The organism is Paenibacillus terrae, assembly GCF_000943545.1.
Lineage (GTDB): Bacteria > Bacillota > Bacilli > Paenibacillales > Paenibacillaceae > Paenibacillus > Paenibacillus terrae_A.
In genome coordinates, this window is sequence record NZ_JTHP01000006.1 from 80,227 (window position 1) to 102,701 (window position 22,475).

A 22,475-nucleotide genomic window follows, 5' to 3' on the forward strand; every position below is an offset into this window, starting at 1 on the left:
ATGTTGTTTTTGGAGTGTATAATGTATATTCCATTATGGATATCAGTTATAATAAAGCAGGATTGGAGGTTCATAATGTGAACGACGGTAGCAAAATAACAGATAAAAAATACGACACATGTAGTAAACTGAGCGTGAAGCTGGCTCCCTATGTAAAAAAAAACGGATTTCAAACATTACGTATGGAAGAAATCGCTAAAATCATGGATATCAGTAGAGCAACCCTATATAAATACTTTTCCACGAAAGAGGAAGTTATTGAGTTTGTTGTGAACAACTTTATTGAGTTTATCAATGAACTGGTTGTGGATTCATTAGATACAGATCAATTGTACGGAACCCGCTTTCATCAGCTATTTGAACAATCGATTTTACTTGCCGTGTACATTACAGATATTTTCTTAAAGGAACTTGAGCACATACATCCAGAGAAGTATGACCGTTTAAGGGGAGCCATGCAGTTGCGAGAACAGCAATTGTTAGAATTTTATGACGAGGGCATGCAAAAAGGGGTGTTCAACCAAGTCAATGGCAAACTATTAATATTGCAGGATGAGCTATTGCGGTCCATGACTGATGTTAAATACTTAATGCTAAATAATTTGACGATTCATCAGGTCTTGTACGATTACTACCAGTTAAAAAAGATTCAATTATTTAAGCCTGAAAAGATTCAAGCTGTAGATGATGCACCGATGATACCTAAAATTGAGTATTTGGCTCAAAAAATCTCCCGGGATCTCTAACTAACTTCGTTTAGGAATGAGTCCATTCCGGTCAAGTTAAAAGCAGGCTGCCACAGCGCCTGCTTATTTGTATTTGAGAATTTTGCAATACCTCATTTTTTGTGCCGCACACTCAATTTGCCTTGCTGCACACGGATTTGGACCTCTCCCATCGTATCTGTTCGATATATAGCAGAACCCACCGTCGATAAACGATCCAATACCGCTTCATTCGGGTGTCCATATGTATTGCTCGCTCCGACTGAAATGACGGATACCTTCGGTTGCCAGTAGGATAACCATTCTTCCGAGGTAGAGTACTTGCTACCGTGATGTGCTATTTTCATGACGTCTACAGCTTGCCTTACAGCCAACGTTTCCCCTTTTCCTTCGGTATGGGATGGAGAATGAGCTAACTCGGAGAGCAACAACGATTCTGCTGCATCATCCATATCTCCTGTGAACAAAAAGGAAGCCCCCTCCATCTCCAATATCATTGCAACGGAATAATGATTTTGTTCCTTCACAACGGACAAACTTCCGGTTTCTTCCTCCTGCAACGGAAGCGGATGAATAAAGCGGATTTTCGTATCCTGATCCGGGCTCCACTCCATACCATAATACGCACCGTACAGCTTGACCTGCTTGTTTACAGCCGTATTCAACAGCTTGCGGAAAGGTGCCTTATCTGTCAGGGTGCCGTTAAAAACCAAGGCCGATACTGGAATCTGGTCAAGTACTGCCTGCAATCCTCCGGCGTGGTCATGATCTCCATGCGTTAAAATGACTGCATCCAGCCGATGTACACCGCGCTGCTTCAATAAGGGCACAATCGTATCCTCACCTACCTCGTAGGGGTCTTTTCGCTTACGCCAGGCATTTTTTCCTGTCGTAAAATCCATCGTGCCCCCACCATCCACCAAAATGTGTTTACCACTCGGCGTTGTAATCAAAATGCTGTCGCCTTGGCCCACATCCAGATATTGAACCATTCCCGTATTCCCATCACCTGGAGTTATATAACCTATACACAGGATGCCAAACCAGGCAATACCGCTTACGGCCAGCGCCAAATGACTATAACCATTCCACTGTCGACGTGCATATTTGCCTGCTCCTTCAGGCTCACGCTCCGTCTGCAATATAGCCGCCCACTCCGCAGATGCCGCTAATCCTGTATGTATGGGTGATGGCATGGGAACGGATGTGCTTTGTCCCGCCGAATTGCGTCCGGCTGAAAGCCTCCCCTTGTCCTTATCCAGCGCTACCTCCAAGCCCAGAGATTCTTCTGTTCGCCTTCGAGATATCATCCATGTTTTGAGCCAGTACAGAATACTGTACAAAGCAGCATAATACGCTATGACCCACAGAATGGAGGAAGACGGCCAAATACTCACATAAGTGTCATCCACGTTCATCCATTTTACAAGCCAAAAGGTCAGTTCGTTCAGCTGCTCTGCTGGCCACGCAAGGATACGTCCCCCGTCCTCCCATAGAAAGGCGATTCCCATCGCCACCGTTCCCAGTGGAAGCACGATATACGTAATAAGTGGAACAAGCACAAAATTAGCCGCAAACGATAGCAGCGAAAACTGATTAAAGTAGAAGACTGTCATCGGAAACGAAACAAGCTGCGCTGTGATCGTAATCGCAATTTCGCCGCCAATCAGAAGAGGCCATTTGGCGAAAAACGGCTTCATCAGCGGCATGTAAATGAGCAGCCCGGCTGTTACCAGAAAAGAAAGCTGAAAACTGACACTAAGTAGGTAGTACGGATTCCAAAGCAGCATCAATAATGCGGACACACTCAAAATACTAAGCCCGTCCTTGAGCATTCCCCGTCTGGCTGCAAACAGGCCGATCATAGCCATAATTCCAGCCCTCACAACAGAGGGAGAAGCACCTGTCAGCAGTACATAAGCCGGAATAAGCACCATCACGACCGCAAGAGACGTCTCGCGACTCACTCGCAATAGCTTGAGTAAATACAGTAGCGTAGCTGCATATACCGCCACATGCATACCGGATATCGCTAAAATATGCGTTAATCCAAGCTGCGTAAATTCATTATACGTTGCCGGGTCCAGCTCATCCGTAACGCCTAGCACCAGTCCTTTCATATATCCTGCGTGATGAAGAGAAACAAATGCTGATTCCATCCGTTGGCCTAATTGCTCCCTAAGCTGATCATTCCACCTGAACAAGGTGTAACGGTTCCACTGCGAAGCTTGCTGCTTCTGTAGCGAAGCGGCCCCATTCCCTTTGAAAAGCCAGTGAATCTCCTGTGTATGCAGGTATTCATTGTAATCAAAGCCGCCAAAGTTCCCCGCTTTTGCAGGAGCCTTTAAGCTGCCGTGCAGTTGAATTGCATCTCCACGCTGCCATTCTGCCGCAAGTTGCTGTTCCTGTTTGGCAGCCAGCTTGATATGCACGATAACCTGTTCAGAAATAGCTTCGCTCTTTCCAACTCCGCCCTGAAAAGTGTCATTTTGAGTATCACTTCCCATACTGCTTATTGCAGTAACCCTCATCTCAAACTGTGCCCGATCACCGTCTACCTGCACCTCGGAAGCGATAAATCCCGAAGCTTGAACAGGCATATCTTCCAGCTTGGAAGCAGATACATAAAGGGCATCGGGAATATGGCTCACATTATGGGTATCATGCCAAGCCCAATGGAATCCACCCCCGCTCAAGGCAAGCCATAGCAACACCACGTGCCGGACTGGAATTTTCATCAATAGAGCTATAAGAGGAAAAATCAGCGTGACACCCGCCCAGAGCAACAGAAGCATACGTCCGGAATACAAACAAGCTCCTGCACTTCCCGTAATCCAACATACGGTAAGGGTCAAGATAGGTCTGCTTAAAACCAGTTTGGCTTGAATACAACCACCTCCCGGTAGAAAATATGGTTCTGTGTCCAAACCGCAAAACAAAAAATAACCCCTGACAAAATAGCATTTGTCAGAGGTTCTTCCTCGTGTACTCTTTAATTCATCATGTCTTAATTCATCACATCTTAATTCATAACATCCATCAGCGTTTCTTTCGGTGGATGATAGTTATCCAGCATACGGAAGGCAATTCCTTTTTGCTCCATCATGGCACGAACCTTGTCGGCATCCTTTGGGTAAGGTCGGTGGTATACGATCTCCACAATACCGCTGTTCGCCAGCATATTGGCACACGTCCAGCACGGCTGGTCGGTCACATATACTGAGGACCCTTCACGATCAATGCGGTCGGTGAACAGCAGCAAGTTCTGCTCCGCATGAATCGTGCGGATGCAGCGCTGCTTTTTAACCATTTCCTCCCGCCCCTCGCGATGTACGACCTCGTATTCCTCCGAAATCATACAACCTGCCTCAGAGCAATCAGGTAACCCGGATGGTGCACCATTATAGGCTGTACCCAAAAGCTTTTTACCTTGTACAAGTACGGCTCCAACATGACGCCGCGAGCAGCGCGAACGGGTGGATACCATATAAGCGATATCCATAAAATAGGTGTCCCAGTCCTTGCGTACATCTGCACTCATATCCATCTCTCCCGTAAAAACAAGTTACCACGTAAATATATCCGCTAAGCCATTCTGATAGCCTGCACATCGTCCACTTATGTATTTATAAGCTGACGTAAGGCTTCATTTTCGCCAACATTTTGGCGCCAATTCCCTTCACATGATCCAAATCGTTCACACGTTTGAACGGCCCGTGCTGATTACGATAGCTCAGAATCGCTTCGGCCTTTTTAGCTCCAACCCCTGGCAGTTCCATTAACTCGGCAGCAGTCGCCGTGTTGATGTTCACCTTTTTTTCACCGGAAGCGGATGAAGCAACGGGATCGCTCACTGCATTCGTCCTGTTCGTCGTGGTGGTATTCGAGTTGTCAACGCCAGTAGCGGAAGTAACGGAACCAGAATCCGTCGCCTCAGGCTGCTTTACAATACTGGAGCTTTCGCTCCCGTCGACCGATGCACTAGCAGAATCCTGTACAGCATCACGCTTCACATGGCCAGCTGCTCCTTCGCCACCCAAACTACGTTCAGTTTTGCCTGAGGTTTCCGTTACAACACGCTTTCCTTGAGTCTGGCCGCTATTGCTCCGTGACTCATTTTGCTCCGGCTCTACCGCTAAAGCCTGCTCCACCTTACGATTAAGCACCTGCCACTCTTCTTCCGGCTCTGGACGCTGTCCACCAGCAAACAGAATAAGCCCACTGCCGATTAGGGAAAGCACTATTGCCGTTCCAGTCCATACGCGGTTCATTTCCATTTTGTCCCCTTCTCCACATAGATTTTAGGGAAAGTGAGCCACTCAATACAGCGTCTCAATCGAACAGAGCAAGCCTGTCCTATTCCCGTTAACCGGAGGATGTAAACAACCTCCATACGGTCTCGCTGTGAGCCATTTTCCAAAGAGTGGTACGACCTTGGGCACGATCTAACATGCTCAGACATAAAATTCGTCATGTCGGCCAAGACCGGGTGCATACACTAAGAAGAATGACAGCGTCTATACCGCAAAGTATGAAAGGAGGACGTTGAACGATGAAAGTTGGATTTATCGGGACTGGCAGCATGGGAAGTCTGCTGATTGAATCTTTTATTCATTCCAACGCACTTAAACCACAGCAAATATCAGCAAGCAATCGAACGTATTCCAAGGTAGCCGAGCTGGCCCATCGTTATCCAGGATTGCATGCAGCCCAAAGCAACCGTGAGACGGCAGCGGATAGCGATATCCTGTTTATCTGCGTGAAGCCGCTGGAATCAAAAGCCGTGACGGATGAAATACGCAACGTCATTACAGAAGAGCAAATCGTCGTTTCTATAACTAGTCCGGTACAGATACGCATCCTGGAGCATTCATTGAAAGCCAAAGTGTCCAAAATTATTCCCAGCATTACCCACCAGGTAGGCAGCGGAGCCTCACTATGCATCCATGGCAGCCGGATTACAGAGGAGGATCGCTCCCTTCTGGAAGAGCTTATGTCCCACATTAGCAGGCCGATTCGGGTTAAGGAATCCCATACACGTATTACGTCGGATTTTTCCAGCTGCGGCCCTGCTTTCCTGGCCTTTTTTATGGACCAGTGGATTCATGCTGCGGTTCAGGCCACGGGTATAGACCGTACGGAGCTATGCGCCCTGGCTGGTGAAATGATTATCGGCACAGGAAAGCTGCTTACTGAGGGCGGAATGACACCAGCCGAGTTGCAGGCGAGGGTAGCAGTTCCCGGAGGTATTACCGCTGAAGCCCTCGCACTGCTGGACATCAGCCTGCACAGCGTCTTTCCCGAGCTGATACGGGCCACACACAACAAGTATGAGGAGGACATGCAAAAGATAGATACCTCCTTCGGCTTAAAGCCGATTAACCCGCAACAATATTGACCAGTTTGCCTGGTACTGCAATCACCTTGCGAACCGTTTTACCGGCCAGCGCCTGCTGAACGTTGTCCAGCGACAGAGCGAATGCCTCCATCGCTTTGGCGTCAAGGTCTTTGGAAATCGTCGCACGCTGCACGATTTTACCGTTCACCTGCACCACAATTTCCACTTCGGCATCCACCGTCCATGCTTCATCATAAGCAGGCCAAGCCGCGTAGGTAATGCCTTCGCTGTGTCCCAGCAGCTGCCACAGTTCCTCGGCCAGATGCGGTGCAAGCGGCGACAGCATTTGCACGAAGTTTTCCATTGCTGCACGCGGCAAACGGTCTGCTTTGTATGCATCATTGGTAAAAATCATCAGTTGGCTGATCGCCGTATTGAAGCGCAGCGCGTCCAGATCCTCGGTTACTTTTTTCAGCGTTTTATGCCAAGTCCGATTGAACTCATCACTGCCGCCTTCATTTGAAATTTTATCGTTCAGGCTACCATCCTCGGAAACGAACAGACGCCATACACGGGACAGAAAACGATGCGCTCCCTCAACCCCGTTTTCGCTCCATGGCTTAGTCGCTTCCAGCGGGCCCATAAACATCTCGTAAATGCGCAGCGTATCAGCGCCAAACGTATTCACAATATCGTCAGGGTTGATGACATTACCGCGTGATTTACTCATTTTTTCATTATTGTTGCCTAGAATCATTCCCTGGTTGACCAGCTTGTAGAAAGGCTCTTTTGTTTCTACAACGCCGATATCATACAGCACCTTGTGCCAGAAACGGGCATACAGCAAGTGAAGAACCGCATGTTCCGCACCACCGATGTACAGATCCACAGGCAACCATTCGCGCTGCTTCTCCTTGGATACAGGCTCTTTATCATTGTGCGGATCAATATAGCGCAGGTAATACCAGGAGCTTCCCGCCCATTGTGGCATGGTGTTTGTCTCGCGGCGTGCTTTCAAGCCCGTCTCGGGATCAATAGTTTCTACCCAATCCGTCGCATTCGCCAACGGGGACTCCCCTGTGCCTGAAGGCTTGATGTTGTCCATTTCCGGCAGTAAGAGCGGCAGTTGATCCTCAGAAACTGTTTTGATCGTTCCATCTTCCAGATGAATCACCGGAATCGGCTCGCCCCAATAGCGTTGACGGCTGAATAGCCAGTCGCGCAAGCGGTACGTCACTTTTCCTTGCCCTTTACCCTCGGCTTCCAGCCATTCAATCATCTTCGGAATTGCTTCCTCATTCGTAAGTCCATTCAGCAGACCTGAATTGACGTGCGGACCATCCTCGGTGTATGGCTCTTTAGCCACGTCCCCACCTTGGACAACCTCAATGATATTCAGCCCGAATTGCTTCGCAAATTCCCAGTCACGTGTGTCGTGACCCGGCACAGCCATAATCGCGCCTGTTCCGTAGCCAGCCAGCACATAGTCGGCGATCCAGATTGGCAGCTTTTCACCGTTCACCGGATTCACCGCGTAAGCGCCTGTGAAGACACCCGTTTTATCCTTCGCCAAATCCGTGCGCTCCAGATCGCTTTTACGGGCAGCTTGTTCACGGTATTGATTTACGGCATCCTTTTGCTCAGGTGTAGTGATAACATCCACCAATTCCTGCTCAGGAGCCAGCACACAGTAGCTTGCGCCGAACAGCGTATCCGGGCGGGTTGTAAATACCGTCAGTTGCTTGTCATGGCCCTCAATCGGAAAATGAACCTCTGCTCCGGTAGACTTGCCGATCCAGTTTCGCTGCATATCTTTAATGCTTTCGGACCAATCCAGCTCCTCCAAATCATCCAGAAGACGATCCGCATATTCCGTAATTTTCAGCATCCATTGACGCATAGGTTTGCGAATGACCGGATGACCACCACGCTCACTCTTCCCGTCAATAACCTCTTCATTAGCCAGCACCGTACCCAACGCAGGACACCAGTTCACAGGTACTTCAGCTACATAAGCAAGGCCGCGCTTGTACAGCTGGATGAAAATCCATTGAGTCCATTTATAATAATCAGGGTCAGTCGTGCTGATTTCACGATCCCAGTCGTATGAAAAGCCTAGCGATTTAATTTGACGGCGGAAGTTATTTACATTTTTCACCGTAATTTCACGTGGATGCTCTCCCGTATCCAGCGCATGCTGTTCAGCAGGCAGACCGAAGGCGTCCCAACCCATCGGATGCAGTACGTTGTAGCCGCGCATTCTTTTATAACGTGAAACAATATCCGTTGCCGTATATCCTTCCGGGTGGCCTACATGCAGACCAGCTCCAGACGGGTACGGGAACATATCCAAAGCATAAAACTTCGGTTTACCCGGCTCTTCCCCGGTACGGAACGTTTTGTTCTCATCCCAATATTTCTGCCATTTTGGTTCAATACTTTGCGGTTGATAGCCGTGCTTCGGCTGTGTGTCTGTCATTGTCATTTCCTCCTCAAACGGTATGCAACAAAAAAACCTCTGCATCCCGTAGCGTGTCAGCGCTAGGGACGAGAGGTTATATTCCCGTGGTACCACCCTAGTTAGCAGAAAGCGTTCTTCGCCTTCTACTCCCTTTGCACCTGATAACGGAGGTGATCCGATGCGGGTTAATAACAGGGTACAAGCACCTGTATAGGGCATTCCTGCGTTGGCCGCATATCTCCGAGGCGAGTTCACTTTGCACTGTCAACCGGCTTGCACCATCCGCCGGCTCTCTACATGTCCAGACAAAGCTACTATTCCTCATCAGCGATTGTTTAACCGTTAATAATGGCACTATTATATTGAAAACCGCGAAAAAAGTCAAATAAGGACTACATCTGGTGCTAAACACCAACTTCATTCGTTTGCTCCATGACACATGGGAGGCAAATGTTTTATAATAGCTCCGAACCAGATTGAGATGAGTTGAGATGAGAAAGGTGAGATGAGATATGGCACAAATTAAAATTTACGGAATAAAAGAAGCCCTGAATCCGATCAAGGAGCACCTTTCGGATGTGATTCATTCCGCTGTGGTGGATGCGTTCCATTATCCCCCCGACAAAAGGTTTCATCGTTTTTTTCCTATGAATCAGGAAGACTTCATATTTGCCCACGATCGCTCGGAGGCATACACCATTATTGAAATTAGTGTGTTTGAAGGCAGAACGACAGAGGCTAAAAAGCACCTCATCCAACTGCTATTCCAAAGAATTAACGATTTAGGCATTGCCCCGCAGGATCTTGAAATTACTATATTTGAGACACCGAAACAGAATTGGGGCATTCGCGGTGTACCGGGTGATGAACTTCAACTGAACTATAAAGTAAACATATAATTTCGAAGCTCTTATGCAAAAAGACGCCCTTCATGTCATCATGAAAAGCGTCTTTCTTTTTCGATATTCGCTTGATGAAGGTTCACTATTTTACAGCAACATAAAATAATCTCGCCGCGTCATCTACTGCTTCTATCCATTCAAAGTCCGCATATACCTTCACATCGCGAAAACCGGCTTTGGACAATTCCGTTTTCATCCAGTCCGGGTCATAGGCACGTTGCACATGAATTTCCTCGAACCGCTGGTATACATCGCGCCCTTCATTTTCCGCTCTCGCAAAAATGCTGAGATGATGCTCAATTTCACAGCGTGGAGCATCCAACGCACAAGTCCAGATATATGAAATGGAGCGCTCATCCAGTACAAAGGGCTGCTCTTCATCATAACGCACAAACGTCTGGGGATGATGTACATCGAACAGAAAGGTTCCGCCAGGCTTAAGACCGGCATACGTTCTGCGAAAAGTAGCAGCAATGTCCTCTTCCTCCAGCAAATAATTCAGACAATCGCAAAAAGAAATGACAGAATCCACAGGCTCCGGTAAATTCCATTCCCGCATATCCTGCTCTATCCAGCGAATGCTCCCCTCACGGAACAAACGCTGTCCTTGCGTAGTCGTTTCCATTTTGCGACGGGCTACCGCCAGCATATCTGAAGACAAATCGATGCCAGCCACCTCGAAGCCCGAGTTGACCAGTGGAATCGTAATGGAGCCCGTCCCACAGCCCAGCTCTGCCACCGTATGCGGCATACCATGCTGATCCCAGGCCTGCCGAGCAAAACGCAGCCAGTCCGGGTACGGCATGTCCTGCATCAGCTCATCATACACATAGGCAAACTTCCGGTAAGAAGCCATTTTTTATTCCCCATTCCCGTCCTTCGGTTCAGGCATTTTCTCCACCAGGTAGGTCCAGTTTTCCTTTTGCGTAACCAGCCCTTCCTTCATCAGCTTGCCCATCGCACGCTTGAAGGCGGATTTACTGATACCGAACCGTTGCTTAATAATGTCCGGCGGCGTTGCGTCGGAATAAGGCATACCGCCACCCGGGCGCTCCTTCAGAAAGGCAATGAGACGATCCGCATCCTCATCACGGCCCACTTCCTTGCGTGGCGACATCGCTAGATTCACCCGACCGTCTTCACGAACCAGCGTGACCCGTACCTTCACCTCTTCACCCAAACGAAGCATCCGGTTGCGTTCCGAGGAGTGAATCATGCCAATCGCGCCAAAACCAAGCACACCTCCGTCCACCAGGACAAACGTACCCATCTGAAGCGGCTTGTACACCGTCGCCTGCACCCATGTATTTAGCCATGAATCAGGGGCATGGAAGGACAACGGAGCCAGCTCCTGCTCACCCGCCAGCTTCGCCCGCAGTCTGCCCTGCTTATCATGCTCCATGATAGCATACACGTAGTCGCCCACCTGAGGATGCAAATCCCGGTTCTCAGGCAACTCACGAATCGGCAGCAGCAATTGACGACCCAATCCCATTTCCAGAAAACAACCCAGACGCGGATGCACATCCGCCACCTGTAGCTTTGCCAGTTCGCCTAGCGAGAGGAACGGTTTTTTCATAGTAGCGGCCAAACGGTCCTCTGTATCATGAAAAATAAATACTTCCAGCCGTTCTCCAACCTCGATCTCACGTGTCAATTCTGTATAATGCAGCAGTACATCCTGATCGCCGACTGTGAGAAAGTAGCCGAAGGGGGATACCTCACGATCTACCATAATCGTGACATAAGTACCAGCAATCAGATTCATACCTTCTCCACAACCTTAGCGTCCGACCAAAGTCTTTCAATGTTATAGTATTCGCGCTCGTCACGATGGAAGACATGCACTACGACATCACCCAAGTCCATCAGAACCCAGCGACCGGAATCCATTCCTTCGATCCCTTTGATTGTCGTACCTTCATCATGAGCGCGTTTGCGAATTTCCGTCACAATCGCCTGTACCTGGGTATCCGAATTACCGTGGCATATTACAAAATAATCTGCGACAAGGGATACCCCCCGCAAGTCAAGGGCTACAATATTCATGGCCTTCTTATCTTCAGCGGCCTCAACCGTAATTTGCATTAATTTCTCATTAGTTATGGTCATTCATGAACCTCCGATTTTCTCTGTTTAAGTTGTTGGATCAGATCATTTCGCGACAGTACCGTCAGCGGAAAAATAACCTTTTTCTTCTCCAGCAGCAGTGAAATCGTGGAATCAAATCCAGCGACAAGACCCTGCTCCAAACTTTTTTTCGCCTGCTTGCGGATGTGCTCGACCCCGGGGAAATCCCGTCCCGGCTCGATGTAATCAGCTAGACACACGACTTTGTCCAGCAAACTCATACCCACACGCCCTGAGGTGTGCCAGCGAATGGCATTCCGTATTTCAGGGTCTTTCACCCCGTAGTCTCTAGAGGCAACGCAATATCCTACCTCAGAATGCCACAGTTGCTTGTCATGCTGTAAAAGCTCCTGGTCACATTCGGGATGATTGCGAATTACTTCCTCCATCTGCTGAACGGGCCAATATTTCGCTACATCATGCAAAATAGCCGCCAATTCGGCCTTATCCGGGTCCGCGCCATACCGCTTGGCAAGCTCCACCGAGGTATGCATGACCCCCAGAGTGTGCTTCCAGCGTTTTTCAGGCATTTGACCGGATACGGCCTCCATCAATTGCTCACGGCTGTACTTCATACAAACCGCCCCTTGTAATGTAGTCATGCACACGATCAGGCACAAGATAACGAGTGGTGCGCCCTTCCGCAACACGTTCCCGAATATCCGTCGAGGAAATATCCACCACCGGCATATCCGCCAGCAGCACCTTGTTCTGCAAATAATGCGGTAGTTCATTCAGCGCAAGCTGGAAACCGGGACGCCGGACACCGATAAAACAAATCCGCTGTGCCAGCTCCTCAATCCCCTGCCAATGAGGTAAGTAATTCACCATATCCGCGCCGATAATAAAATAAAAATCTACAGCAGGATGCAGCTCCTGAAGCTCTTTGATCGTGTCAATAGTATAAGATACCCCACCTCGAAGCACTTCAATATCCAACACTCCAAAAGCAGGATGGCCCGCCACCGCTTCACTCGTCATCTCCAGCCGCTCTGTGCCGCTCGCCCCCGCCTGGTGCTTGTGCGGAGGGATATGGGAAGGCATGAACCATACATGGTCCAGCGCATAGGCATCCCTTGCCGCTTCTCCAGCCAGCAGATGTCCAATATGAATCGGGTCAAATGTACCGCCCATAATACCGATTTTCATAGTCTTCTCCCCGCGTGTTTATCCTCTAGGCAGCTCGATTTGCTTGTTATCACGGGATTCCTTGTATAAAATAATCGTGCTCCCGATGAGCTGTACAAGCTCGGAACCTGTTTCCGTAGCCAGTTCTTCCGCAATTTCATGCTTGTCATCCAGACAGTTGTTCAAAATCTGCACCTTCATCAGCTCGCGCTTTTCAATCGCATCGTTAATGTGACGCATGAGATGCTCATTCGTACCGTTTTTCCCTACTTGAAAAACCGGGTCCAGATGATGCGCCATCGAGCGCAAATACCTTTTTTGTTTACCTGTTAACATGTATACTTAACTCCTTCATAACCACATATGCCATGCGGCAATTCCATAATTTTAGTGTGAAATCCGACTTACGACAGGCTTCTCAGCACTGCCGCTCTCATTTCGTCTACAGCAGGAGCTACGCCCATAAAATACTCAAAGGCCACCGCTCCCTGATACACGAACATGCCCAAGCCTCCATGCACCGTGCAGCCGCGCTGTTCACGGCTTTCGCGTAAAAATCTCGTCTCCAGCGGGTTGTAGATCAAATCACTCACAATGATTCCTTGCGGAATCAGACTCGTTTCCAGTGGAAGCTCATCGGATAGAGGAGACATTCCTACCGAGGTCGTATTGATCAGCACATCCACCGATGCAAGCACGCTCTCCGCTTCATCGTTAGAATAACCCGTCACAGGGATTGCTTCCGTCGTCCACTCCAATGCCAGCTGCTCGGCCTTATCGCGTGTCCGATTCAGAATAATGACCGATTCGGGCTGTTCCTCCAGTAAAGCATGAATCACACCTCTGGCAGCACCTCCAGCTCCGAGGACCGCAATTCTTGTGCCTTTCAACTTAACCGAAGTCTCTTCTTTGAGTGAACGCACGTAGCCGATCCCGTCCGTATTGTAACCCTTAAGACGTCCGTTGTCGTTCACAATCGTGTTGACAGCGCCGATGAGTCTGGCTCCTTCATCAATCTCATCCAAATATTTCATAACTTCAACTTTATGGGGAATCGTCACATTGACTCCGCGGAAATGCAAAGCCCGAATCCCCTTCATGGCGTCCTCCAGCTGATCGGGCTTGACGTGAAGAGGAACAAAATCCCCCTCTATCCCCGCTGCCTTTAAAGCTACTTTATGCATGAGAGGCGATTTGGAGTGCTTGATCGGATCACCCAATACGCCCAATAATACAAGACCTTGTTCGGTCACTCCAGACTCCCCGCTGCTCATCGTCGTTCTCCCCCATGTTGCAAAATATTAGGCTGCACAAATACATGAACGGCGGCAGGAACCTGAATCTGTTCCTTGCCGCCCTATCACATGGTACAACATTCGTTAAATCAACGAAGGCCGTAGAAGGACACGGATTCCCCGAGGAGCATGAACCGCTACCAAAGCCCCGTTCTCACTATTGACCCTGATCCATCCCAGACCGGAGATATAAATATCCGATTGAGATTTACGGGGAACGCGGAACTCATGTCTTGTCCATTCCGGCATATCTGCCAACTGATCACGTGTCGGCGGTGACAGCAGTTCTCCGGCATGATCTTCGAACAGTTGATCCGCCCGCTCCAGCTTGGTGCGATGAATTTTAAGGCCGCCATTGATGTAGCATGTGAACGATTGGTGTTGCCCCTCTACAAAATCAAACCGGGCCATCCCACCGAAAAACAAGGTTTGTCCGGGGTCCAGCTGATAAGCAGCAGGTTTCAGCGGCTTGTCCGGCATAATGGCGCTCAAATCCTGCCGGGACACGATTTCACTGAACCGCCAAGGGTACACAATACCCGGTGTATCAATAATATGCTTACCGTCGTCGAGCGGAATATTCACCATATCCAGCGTCGTTCCCGGGTAACGGGACGTTGTTAACTCCTGCTCCATATCGCTATGATCACGGATCAAGCGGTTAATGAGCGTGGATTTACCAACATTTGTTGCACCGACTACATACACATCCCGATTGCCGCGCAACTCGGACACCACATCCAGCAGACGATCAAAGCCTTGATTTTTTTTGGCCGAGCACAGAACGATATCAGCCGTGCGAAGTCCTTGCTCCTTAGCCTGTTTTTGTACCCAATTCAGGACCTTGTTCCAGTTCGTTACCTTAGGCAACAAATCCGTCTTGTTCACAGCCAGTACAACCGGATTAGAGCCTACAAAACGTTGTAAGCTGGAAATCAGACTACCTTCAAAGTCAAAAATATCCACAATGTGGATGACGAGCGCGTCCTTATCCCCAATCTGGCTAAGCAGTTTCAGGAACTCATCCTGATCCACGGCTACCGAAGACGTTTCATTATAGTTTTTAATCCGGAAACAGCGCTGGCAAATGACAGGCTCTCGTGTAAGCAGTTTTTCCAGAATATATCCCGGCAGCTCCGGGCTGGTGGTCTGCATCGTTATACCGCAGCCACTACATTTGACGGCAGTTCCGCCGTCAGGTCTTTCAGTCATTCTTCTTTTCCTCCTCAAGCCATAAGCCTTTCTTACGTAACCTTGTGAGCGCGATTCGCTCCAGCCGCCGATTAAAGCGGGTCATGATTCCTTCATCATGGATGGATATTGGCAGCACCAGCACCGTGTGCAATCCCAGTCGGTTGCCACCCAATACATCTGTCAACATTTGGTCCCCGACCATAATAGTCTCTTCCGGAGTAAGTCCCATCATACGGATGGCTCTGCGAAAAGACGAGTTGGAAGGCTTCCGTGCGGCATGTATAAATTCAATGTCCAAAGGCGTAGCGAACACAGATACACGTCCCATATTATTGTTGGACACGATGACAAGCTTAAAACCCGCCTGTTTGACCTTCTCAAACCAGGCCACCAGCTCGGGAGTCGCATTCGGCGCTTTTGCACCAACCAGCGTATTATCCAAATCCGTAATAATGCCGCGATATCCTTGAGCATACAAGCCTTCAAGATCAATATCAAAGACGGTATTCACCCGTAATTTGGGCATCAGCATTTCAAACAACGTCGGTCACCTCAGTTTCATACGACAAACTATACCATATTAATATGGGTTAGTAAAAAGCTATCCGCAACAAACGGACAGCTTTTTACAAAGCATATGAAGAAGATTATAAATCGGCAGCATTCGAGCCGAATAAAAATGGTTTAGCCCTTTCGTTCAGTTTGGCTTCCGGACTAACCCTTCTTATGCAACAGGGCCGCTTGCTGGCGGACCTTGCGCCAATCCTCGGCAGTTACCGAGGAAGGACTGTAGCGCGCTTGTTCAAACAGCTCCAGCAGCAGATGCAGAATTGAAGCGCGTTCCGGTGATTCAACTGACCATCTGCCGACCGATTCCCTCAGCGTCTCGTGGCTAGTACGTGCAAACCCCTTACTCCGCATGTACCGTAGCCAGCGCTCGGTTTCGACGATCACCTTTTCCTCCGGGGTCAATGGCTTTCCTTTACGCAGACGAAGCAGATAAAAATGAATATCTGCCCGATTACGCCATACGATATAAGCGCCCCACAGTACGATAACAGCCACTGCCGCCGCTATGATTACCGGATGAATCTTCGTGCCTTCCTCTGAATTGACCTGCGCTGTCTGCGCAGACTGTTCCGGCTCAGGCTGATCTTTCACTTCTGGAGTATCAGGCGTTTTCGAATCCTCCTGCTCCGTAAGCAACGGCATATCAAAGCCCGGTGTGGCTTCTACAGGAACCCAGCCGTATTCACCCAGATACACTTCGGCCCAGGAATGAGCATCCGCGTTGGTAACGGAATAGGAAGACATATTTTCGTTACCATCGCTGGTCGTAGCATCATCCGAAAATGTTTGCTGACCAGGTGCATATCCTTTGACCCACCGTGCCGGAACACCAACGGAGCGGGCCATCATAACCATCGAAGTGGAATAATAATCGCAATAGCCTTCCCGAATCTCAAACAGAAAGGCATCCACAAAATCCTTGCTTCTTTTGCGAGAAAGATCCGGATTGTTTGTATATGCATAATTTCGCTGTAAATATTGCTGTAGCAGTCCGACCTTTTCATAAGGTGTCTTCGCCGATGACGTTACATTTTGAGCCAAGTCACGCACTCGCTTCGGCAGCTCATTCGGGATTTGCAAATAGGCTTCCTGCTTGTTCTTTCCATACAGCTCATTAAACGTTTTCTTGCGCAGCTCTTTCTCCGGGATCACAGGTACATGTGACACCAGAGTATACGTTTTCGGATAAGCAGTTCTTCTGGAGGATGAATTCCAAAGCAGTTCTGCCTGTTCCGGTTTCCAACGCAACCCGTCTGCCCTCGAGTCTCTGTCCACCGATTGAACACGATGTACCGAATACGCGCCGAACAAAACCGGATAGCTCTGATCATTTTGCATCGTAATGGTCTGAACGACCTGCTCGGTCGAATGCCGTGTTTCTTGTGTATTTTCCAGCTCTGCTGTCATTGGCACATCGTTCAGCGTTTGATCATCGTTGCCTGCATCACTCCAGCCCGTCCCGGAATACGTTCGCTTCGTCTCGCCTCGCCAGTAGCTTCGCTGGTTGGTCGTGATCGTCATCACCGGAGAATAATCAAAATTAAATCCCCCGCCCAACAGATTGTCCTGCCTACTATAGCCCGATGCCGTACTCATCCGCTGATTCATAGCCCCGGCTCCATTGTTAATACCAACGGTAGATGAGCTATTTCGCTGGGTCCATGCTGTATAAGGATCAGTTAAGGTCGGCTCTATCTCCGGCATATTCACGCCAGCCATAATAATCAAAGCAAAAATGACCGCAATATTGGCTGCAATTTTGTACGGGTAACGGCGAATGTGTTTCCAGCCTTGAGGATAGTGCTGTCGAAAATACTGCAAATGCTGAGTCACCAGCCAACCCATACCCGCAAAGACCATCCATGCGACTTCTTCCCACAGCACGGTTGGTGTGAATGAGTCAAGTACTGCCAGCGCGGCAATATTAATACCCACAAAAACCAGAATGCGCTGCTTCGTCGTAACGATGAGTGGTAACATCTCAATAACAAGCCAAGCGATCAGTGAAAACCAGATATACGGAGACATATTCGATATAAATTGATCCAGACGGTTTGCAAAACCCCTAAAAGGAATAATAATCGAGTAGGACACGAGCGTCCGGTACAAAATAAAAAATAACGTCGCCGCTTTGACGATAAATTCAATCCAAGGCCGAAGCGGCAGCAAAATTTTCACCAGGGCCAGCATCGTAACCGTCGCCAATACAAGTGTTCTTGTCTCTTCAAGCCACAGCACTGAAGCAAAGGACACCCATTGCATGGCAATAATAATAATCCATAAAAATGTAAAAGCCGCAGCCCAGGAGCCCTTCAGAGATTGTAGCCAGTTCTTCATAGCGTCCCTCCCCCCATTACAGCTGGAAGCTCTTCAAGACTCGGAACATGATAACCCTGAATGCCTCTTGTACGAAGCATGCTCATCCATTCTTCTGCCTGTCCCTCACTTGAGCCTTCTCCGATATAAACGTGGCACGGGGTCATCCCCCGGGTATCGACCCAGCGAAGAAGCTCCAACGCCTGATGATCCTTCAACGGACTAATCAGCACAAAATAGCAGCCTTGTGGAAATTGCCGAACACCGCTTTCTACAGCGGCCATAAGACTGCCTTTGGAAGTGGTGTGTATGTCTACCAAATGATGCATCATCCGTTGCCGTTTCATCATCTGCTCACTGGGCTGAAAAACAGTGCCTGTTTCCCCTGCCGTACAAAGACCTACTCCCATCCGCTCCCGTCCGCCATATTCCAGCAATGAAGCGATTGAGGATACGGCCAGTTCAAACTGATCGGCATTTACATAATGTTTCGTGTGTATGTCCAGTACAAGCATCGTTTTCGGAACCGTCTCATGCTCAAATTCCTTGGATTTCCAGCTTCCTGTACGTGCGGTCGCATTCCAATGGATACGTGAAAAACGGTCCCCATATACATAGTCCCGCACTCCGTTAATTTGTGTCGTTTCGCGGCGTGTTCGAGTCTGGACGGTCTGTGGCCCGGACATCCGCGATCGACGGTCATTTAACTGCCAATAGGGAATGAATACCGTGCGGGGCAGTACCCGAAATTCACCAGGTGCGTTTAACATGCCTTTATGCTCCAACAGGCCGAAGATATCCTCGCTCACACACTCCGTTTCCGCAAAATAATAGCTTCCCCGCTCCAACGCAGGGGTCTGGAAGGCAAGTTTTCCGCTTCCTTTCATGCTGGGGATAACACTGTCCTCAAACGACCAGGATTCACCTGTATGACGCTTGAGCACCTCGCGAACAATGATATACGGCAGTGGAAGAAAGCCTGGAAGGCTCAAGCTCAGCTTTACATGCACCTGATCTCCCGCATGCAGTAGCTCCCCGAACTCTGAGCCTTGCGAAAGCTGCCTTGAACCCTGAACACGGCGTACCCCGCTCAACCCGACGATCCATAAATAAATACCTAACAACGTAACCATGGACAATAGCATGACTGACGTCTTGCCACCCTGAAACAACAGATATAGCAGACATACCACCCATATGACCATCAGAAGCCAGATGCGGCCTGACAGCCGGAGGAGCCTGCGCTTCCTTTTGACTTTCTTCATTCCCTACGGACGCTCCATTCGCACGGGTACGTTTACCTGCCGAAGGACAGCCTGAAGCACAGAATGGGCGTTGGAGCTGTCAAGACGCGCCTCGGGACGAAGCAGCAAACGATGCGCCAGTACATAAGGTGCCAATATTTTCACATCGTCAGGAAGCACGTAATCACGATTTTCCAGAAAAGCGTACGCCTTGGCCGCCATCATAAAAGCAAGCGCCGCCCGCGGGCTGGCTCCCAGCAGTACCGATGAATGCTCTCTGGTCGCACGTACAATATCAAGTAAATAGGACGTAACTACGTCGTCCATGTACATTTCTCTGATTTCCTGCTGGATCGCGGCAATCTGTTCCATATGCGCTACCGCCTCCAGACGATCTGCCGGCTGCCCCTCCTGATGACGAAGCAGCATGTTCCGCTCAGTCTCCATATCAGGATAGCCGAGACTGATTTTGAGCATAAAACGATCAAGCTGCGCTTCCGGCAGCATATAAGTCCCTTCAAAATCAATCGGATTTTGCGTAGCACACAGCATAAAAGGATGGGGCAGCATATGCGTTTCTCCATCCACGGTTACACTGCGCTCCTCCATCACTTCCAGCAAAGCCGATTGGGTTTTCGTCGTGGCCCGGTTAATTTCGTCTGCCAATAAAATATTTGTCATTACAGGACCTGGACGAAAATAAAAGCGCTCATCCCGTGGATGAAATATGGAAACCCCTGTAATATCACTGGGGAGAATATCAGGATTACATTGAACACGGCGGTAATCACCGCGCATGGATTTGGCAAGAGCCTTGATCATTTGCGTTTTTCCCGTACCCGGAACGTCCTCGATCAGAATGTGCCCACCCGCCAGCATAGTCGTTAGCAGTAATTTTATTTCAAAGGATTTACCTAATATGCATGATTCCAGATTAGCTCGGATTGCAGATACAATCTGCACAGATTCTTGACGCACGGGCATAGCCTGTAAACCTCCTAGATAGCAACATGTTTCCTATTATTGTACATGAAGGAGGGCATAGAGTACACTTGAGTCCTTTTCCAGATGTTCGAGCCAGCTTTACAGTTTGGCAGTATTTTGTATGCAGACATATAAAAAAGCCCTCCGGTCATTCAGATCCGAAGGGTTGATTTTTTATGCTTATTTAATTCAGCATTTTGCATCATTCGATTCCCAACGCTTAAAAGTACAATATAAGTTTATCCTTTTGGACGCACGACCAAGGCCGCCAAAAAGGAGAAAATAATCGCCGAGGAAATACCTGCACTTGTCACACTAAAGATCCCTGTAATGACACCAAGCCATCCATCCTTTTCCAGCTCGGTCAATGCGCCGTGTACGAGTGAGTTACCAAAACTGGTAATTGGAATCGTCGCACCCGCTCCGGCAAATTTAATAAGCGGATCGTATATCCCAACGGCATCAGCAATTGCACCTGCTACCACCAACGTACTCATCGTATGTGCCGGGGTCATTTTAATGACATCCATCATCAACTGACCCACGACACAAATGGCACCACCGACTAAAAAAGCCCATAGATATATCATACTTTTCCTCCCGCTTCGAAAGCTACAGCATGTGCAATGCAGGGAATGCTTTCACCCTGCTGGGTGGACAAAGGAGACAACAATGCCCCGGTCGCCACGACCAGCACTTTCTGGAGTTCTCCCTTTTCAATCCGCTTTAGCAGATGTCCGTAAGTTACGACAGCCGAGCATCCGGCACCACTGCCGCCTGCAATAACTTGCTTTTGTTTGTTCAAATCATAAATAAGTAAACCGCAATCGTTGAATTCCGTCTGATTCATATCAATATTTTGTTTTTTTAGCAGCTCCTTGGTAATCGGTAAGCCCACAGATGCCAAATCTCCCGTTACAATGAGATCATAATAACCAGGGTCCCTGCCTGTATCTCGAAAATGTGACAACAGGGTATCTGCCGCCGCCGGAGCCATCGCTCCGCCCATGTTAAACGGGTCTTTAATGCCCATATCCGTAACACGTCCAATGGTAGCGCAATCCACCACCGTTCCTGTTTTGGCATGTCCCACCACTACGGTGCCAGAGCCTGTGACGGTATACTGGGCCGTTGGCGGCTTCTGGGCTCCGTATTCCGTAGGATAACGGAACTGCTTTTCCGCAGTACAATTATGGCTGGTCGTACCGGCCATCACATAGTCGCCTGCCTCTGAATCCACAATAAGCGCGGCTAAGGCCAAACTTTCCATCGACGTAGAGCAGGCTCCGAAAACACCCAAATAAGGAATCGCGAGCTTGCGTGCCGAAAAGGAGCTACTGATAATCTGGTTCATCAGATCACCACTGATAAAAAACTGCACTTCCTCTTTGTTCAAATTGGCATTCATTAACGCCAGCTCAGTGGAGTGCTCAAACAATCTGCGTTCCGCTTTTTCCCACGTTTTTTCGTTAATTTCGAGATTGTCATAAATGTAGTCAAAATCCGTGGACAACGGTCCCTCTCCTTCATCCGGGCCAACAACGGTTGCACTTCCCACGATGCGCGGTCTGGATTCGAACTTCCAGGTTTGTCCTCCCTGTCTTCTCATAAATGGTTGCCTCCCACTCCAAGAATGGCGTAGATGACACCTACAACGAATGCGGCAACAACCCCGAATACGATAACCGACCCTGCCAGCTTGAACATATTCGCGCCTACTCCGAGCACCAGCCCCTCAGAACGATGCTCCAGTGCAGCCGAACACATTGAGTTGGCAAAGCCTGTAATCGGTACAGCGGTTCCCGCACCCGCCCATTGGGCAAACTTGTCGTAAACCCCGAAGCAGGTCAATATAACCGCCAACAGGATCATCATGGATGAGGTCGGCGGTGCCGCCTCCTTGGCCGAAATGTGCATCCCTGCCATGAAGGCTTCCTGAATCGCCTGACCAATCACACAGATGCCGCCTCCAACCAGAAAAGCCCGCACACAGTTGGCAAAAACTTTTCTGGATGGCTCGTGCTTTTTGGAAATACTTTGATAGTCCTTCTCATTTATGGACAGCGGCGGCGTATTGGTACGAAAACCGCTTTGCCCGGATTTAGCTGGCATCATTCACCACCCCTTGTTCGTAATTTCCGCACTTGGCGGTTCGGATTCATTGTGTCCTTATCATTATTAGCTTTAT

22 protein-coding genes and 1 other annotated feature are annotated in these 22,475 nt (G+C 49.0%); of the genes, 3 read left to right on the plus strand and 19 right to left on the minus strand.

The annotated features are described in order from the left end of the window. Positions 1 to 77 precede the first annotated feature (77 nt). Positions 78 to 746: a TetR/AcrR family transcriptional regulator gene (locus QD47_RS05255; RefSeq protein WP_044645169.1), complete on the plus strand. Its 669-nt coding sequence runs from the start codon at positions 78 to 80 to the stop codon at positions 744 to 746. Positions 747 to 838: 92 nt separating this feature from the next. Here the strand turns inward: QD47_RS05255 and QD47_RS05260 are convergent, their stop codons facing one another. From QD47_RS05260 to QD47_RS05270, 3 genes are all read right to left on the minus strand, one after another. Next, entirely contained in the window at positions 839 to 3,514 is a 2,676-nt protein-coding gene (locus QD47_RS05260; protein ID WP_044645170.1) for a ComEC/Rec2 family competence protein, read from the minus strand. A 233-nt stretch (positions 3,515 to 3,747) separates the two neighbouring features. Beyond that, positions 3,748 to 4,266, minus strand: coding sequence for a deoxycytidylate deaminase (locus tag QD47_RS05265; RefSeq protein ID WP_044645122.1), 519 nt, complete (start codon positions 4,264 to 4,266; stop codon positions 3,748 to 3,750). An 85-nt stretch (positions 4,267 to 4,351) separates the two neighbouring features. Continuing rightward, positions 4,352 to 4,996: a ComEA family DNA-binding protein gene (locus tag QD47_RS05270; RefSeq protein WP_044645171.1), complete on the minus strand. Its 645-nt coding sequence runs from the start codon at positions 4,994 to 4,996 to the stop codon at positions 4,352 to 4,354. A gap of 281 nt (positions 4,997 to 5,277) precedes the next feature. On the opposite strand from QD47_RS05270, the gene comER reads away from it, so the two are divergent. Continuing rightward, positions 5,278 to 6,123, plus strand: a complete 846-nt coding sequence (gene comER / locus QD47_RS05275; RefSeq protein ID WP_044645123.1) for a late competence protein ComER — start codon at positions 5,278 to 5,280, stop codon at positions 6,121 to 6,123. On the opposite strand, the gene leuS is transcribed toward comER, so the two are convergent. Further along, entirely contained in the window at positions 6,104 to 8,542 is a 2,439-nt protein-coding gene (leuS, locus tag QD47_RS05280; RefSeq protein WP_044645124.1) for a leucine--tRNA ligase, read from the minus strand. The genes comER and leuS overlap by 20 nt on opposite strands. Before the next feature lie 61 nt (positions 8,543 to 8,603). Beyond that, positions 8,604 to 8,861, minus strand: a binding site (T-box leader). A 175-nt stretch (positions 8,862 to 9,036) separates the two neighbouring features. Here leuS and QD47_RS05285 point away from each other — a divergent pair. Next, positions 9,037 to 9,423 (plus strand): tautomerase family protein, encoded by a 387-nt coding sequence (locus QD47_RS05285; protein ID WP_044645125.1) that lies wholly within the window; start codon positions 9,037 to 9,039, stop codon positions 9,421 to 9,423. Between the two features lie 85 nt (positions 9,424 to 9,508). Here the strand turns inward: QD47_RS05285 and QD47_RS05290 are convergent, their stop codons facing one another. The 15 genes from QD47_RS05290 to spoVAC form a co-directional block, all read right to left on the minus strand. Beyond that, positions 9,509 to 10,282, minus strand: coding sequence for a class I SAM-dependent DNA methyltransferase (locus tag QD47_RS05290; protein ID WP_044645126.1), 774 nt, complete (start codon positions 10,280 to 10,282; stop codon positions 9,509 to 9,511). A gap of 3 nt (positions 10,283 to 10,285) precedes the next feature. Beyond that, positions 10,286 to 11,194 (minus strand): CvfB family protein, encoded by a 909-nt coding sequence (locus QD47_RS05295; protein WP_014282544.1) that lies wholly within the window; start codon positions 11,192 to 11,194, stop codon positions 10,286 to 10,288. Further along, entirely contained in the window at positions 11,191 to 11,538 is a 348-nt protein-coding gene (rsfS, locus tag QD47_RS05300) for a ribosome silencing factor (protein WP_025682016.1), read from the minus strand. The genes QD47_RS05295 and rsfS overlap by 4 nt, the downstream gene beginning before the upstream one ends. After that, positions 11,535 to 12,131, minus strand: coding sequence for a bis(5'-nucleosyl)-tetraphosphatase (symmetrical) YqeK (gene yqeK, locus QD47_RS05305; RefSeq protein ID WP_044645127.1), 597 nt, complete (start codon positions 12,129 to 12,131; stop codon positions 11,535 to 11,537). The genes rsfS and yqeK overlap by 4 nt, the downstream gene beginning before the upstream one ends. Beyond that, the gene (gene nadD, locus QD47_RS05310) at positions 12,115 to 12,705 is read right to left on the minus strand and encodes a nicotinate-nucleotide adenylyltransferase (protein WP_044645128.1); all 591 of its coding nucleotides are present in this window, start codon (positions 12,703 to 12,705) and stop codon (positions 12,115 to 12,117) included. Before nadD ends, yqeK begins: the two co-directional genes overlap by 17 nt. Before the next feature lie 18 nt (positions 12,706 to 12,723). Then, complete coding sequence (yhbY, locus tag QD47_RS05315) at positions 12,724 to 13,020, minus strand: ribosome assembly RNA-binding protein YhbY (RefSeq protein WP_014282548.1); 297 nt, start codon at positions 13,018 to 13,020, stop codon at positions 12,724 to 12,726. Positions 13,021 to 13,088: 68 nt separating this feature from the next. Next, positions 13,089 to 13,958 carry a shikimate dehydrogenase gene (gene aroE, locus QD47_RS05320; RefSeq protein ID WP_044645129.1) on the minus strand — a complete coding sequence of 290 codons (870 nt, stop codon included), beginning with the start codon at positions 13,956 to 13,958 and terminating at the stop codon, positions 13,089 to 13,091. Positions 13,959 to 14,063: 105 nt separating this feature from the next. After that, on the minus strand, positions 14,064 to 15,191 hold the full coding sequence (yqeH, locus tag QD47_RS05325; RefSeq protein WP_044645130.1) for a ribosome biogenesis GTPase YqeH: 1,128 nt from the start codon (positions 15,189 to 15,191) through the stop codon (positions 14,064 to 14,066). After that, entirely contained in the window at positions 15,184 to 15,714 is a 531-nt protein-coding gene (locus QD47_RS05330; protein ID WP_044645131.1) for a YqeG family HAD IIIA-type phosphatase, read from the minus strand. The genes yqeH and QD47_RS05330 overlap by 8 nt, the downstream gene beginning before the upstream one ends. A 173-nt stretch (positions 15,715 to 15,887) precedes the next feature. Next, positions 15,888 to 18,080, minus strand: a complete 2,193-nt coding sequence (locus QD47_RS05335; protein WP_044645132.1) for a transglutaminase TgpA family protein — start codon at positions 18,078 to 18,080, stop codon at positions 15,888 to 15,890. Further along, a complete protein-coding gene (locus QD47_RS05340; RefSeq protein ID WP_044645133.1) occupies positions 18,077 to 19,324 on the minus strand; it encodes a DUF58 domain-containing protein in 1,248 nt (415 codons plus the stop codon). The genes QD47_RS05335 and QD47_RS05340 overlap by 4 nt, the downstream gene beginning before the upstream one ends. A gap of 3 nt (positions 19,325 to 19,327) precedes the next feature. Continuing rightward, positions 19,328 to 20,287 carry an AAA family ATPase gene (locus tag QD47_RS05345; RefSeq protein WP_044645134.1) on the minus strand — a complete coding sequence of 320 codons (960 nt, stop codon included), beginning with the start codon at positions 20,285 to 20,287 and terminating at the stop codon, positions 19,328 to 19,330. Positions 20,288 to 20,526: 239 nt separating this feature from the next. Further along, positions 20,527 to 20,877, minus strand: coding sequence for a stage V sporulation protein AE (gene spoVAE / locus QD47_RS05350; protein WP_014282555.1), 351 nt, complete (start codon positions 20,875 to 20,877; stop codon positions 20,527 to 20,529). Continuing rightward, entirely contained in the window at positions 20,874 to 21,896 is a 1,023-nt protein-coding gene (gene spoVAD, locus QD47_RS05355; protein ID WP_044645135.1) for a stage V sporulation protein AD, read from the minus strand. Before spoVAD ends, spoVAE begins: the two co-directional genes overlap by 4 nt. After that, entirely contained in the window at positions 21,893 to 22,399 is a 507-nt protein-coding gene (gene spoVAC / locus QD47_RS05360) for a stage V sporulation protein AC (protein WP_044645136.1), read from the minus strand. Before spoVAC ends, spoVAD begins: the two co-directional genes overlap by 4 nt. Positions 22,400 to 22,475: the final 76 nt, after the last annotated feature.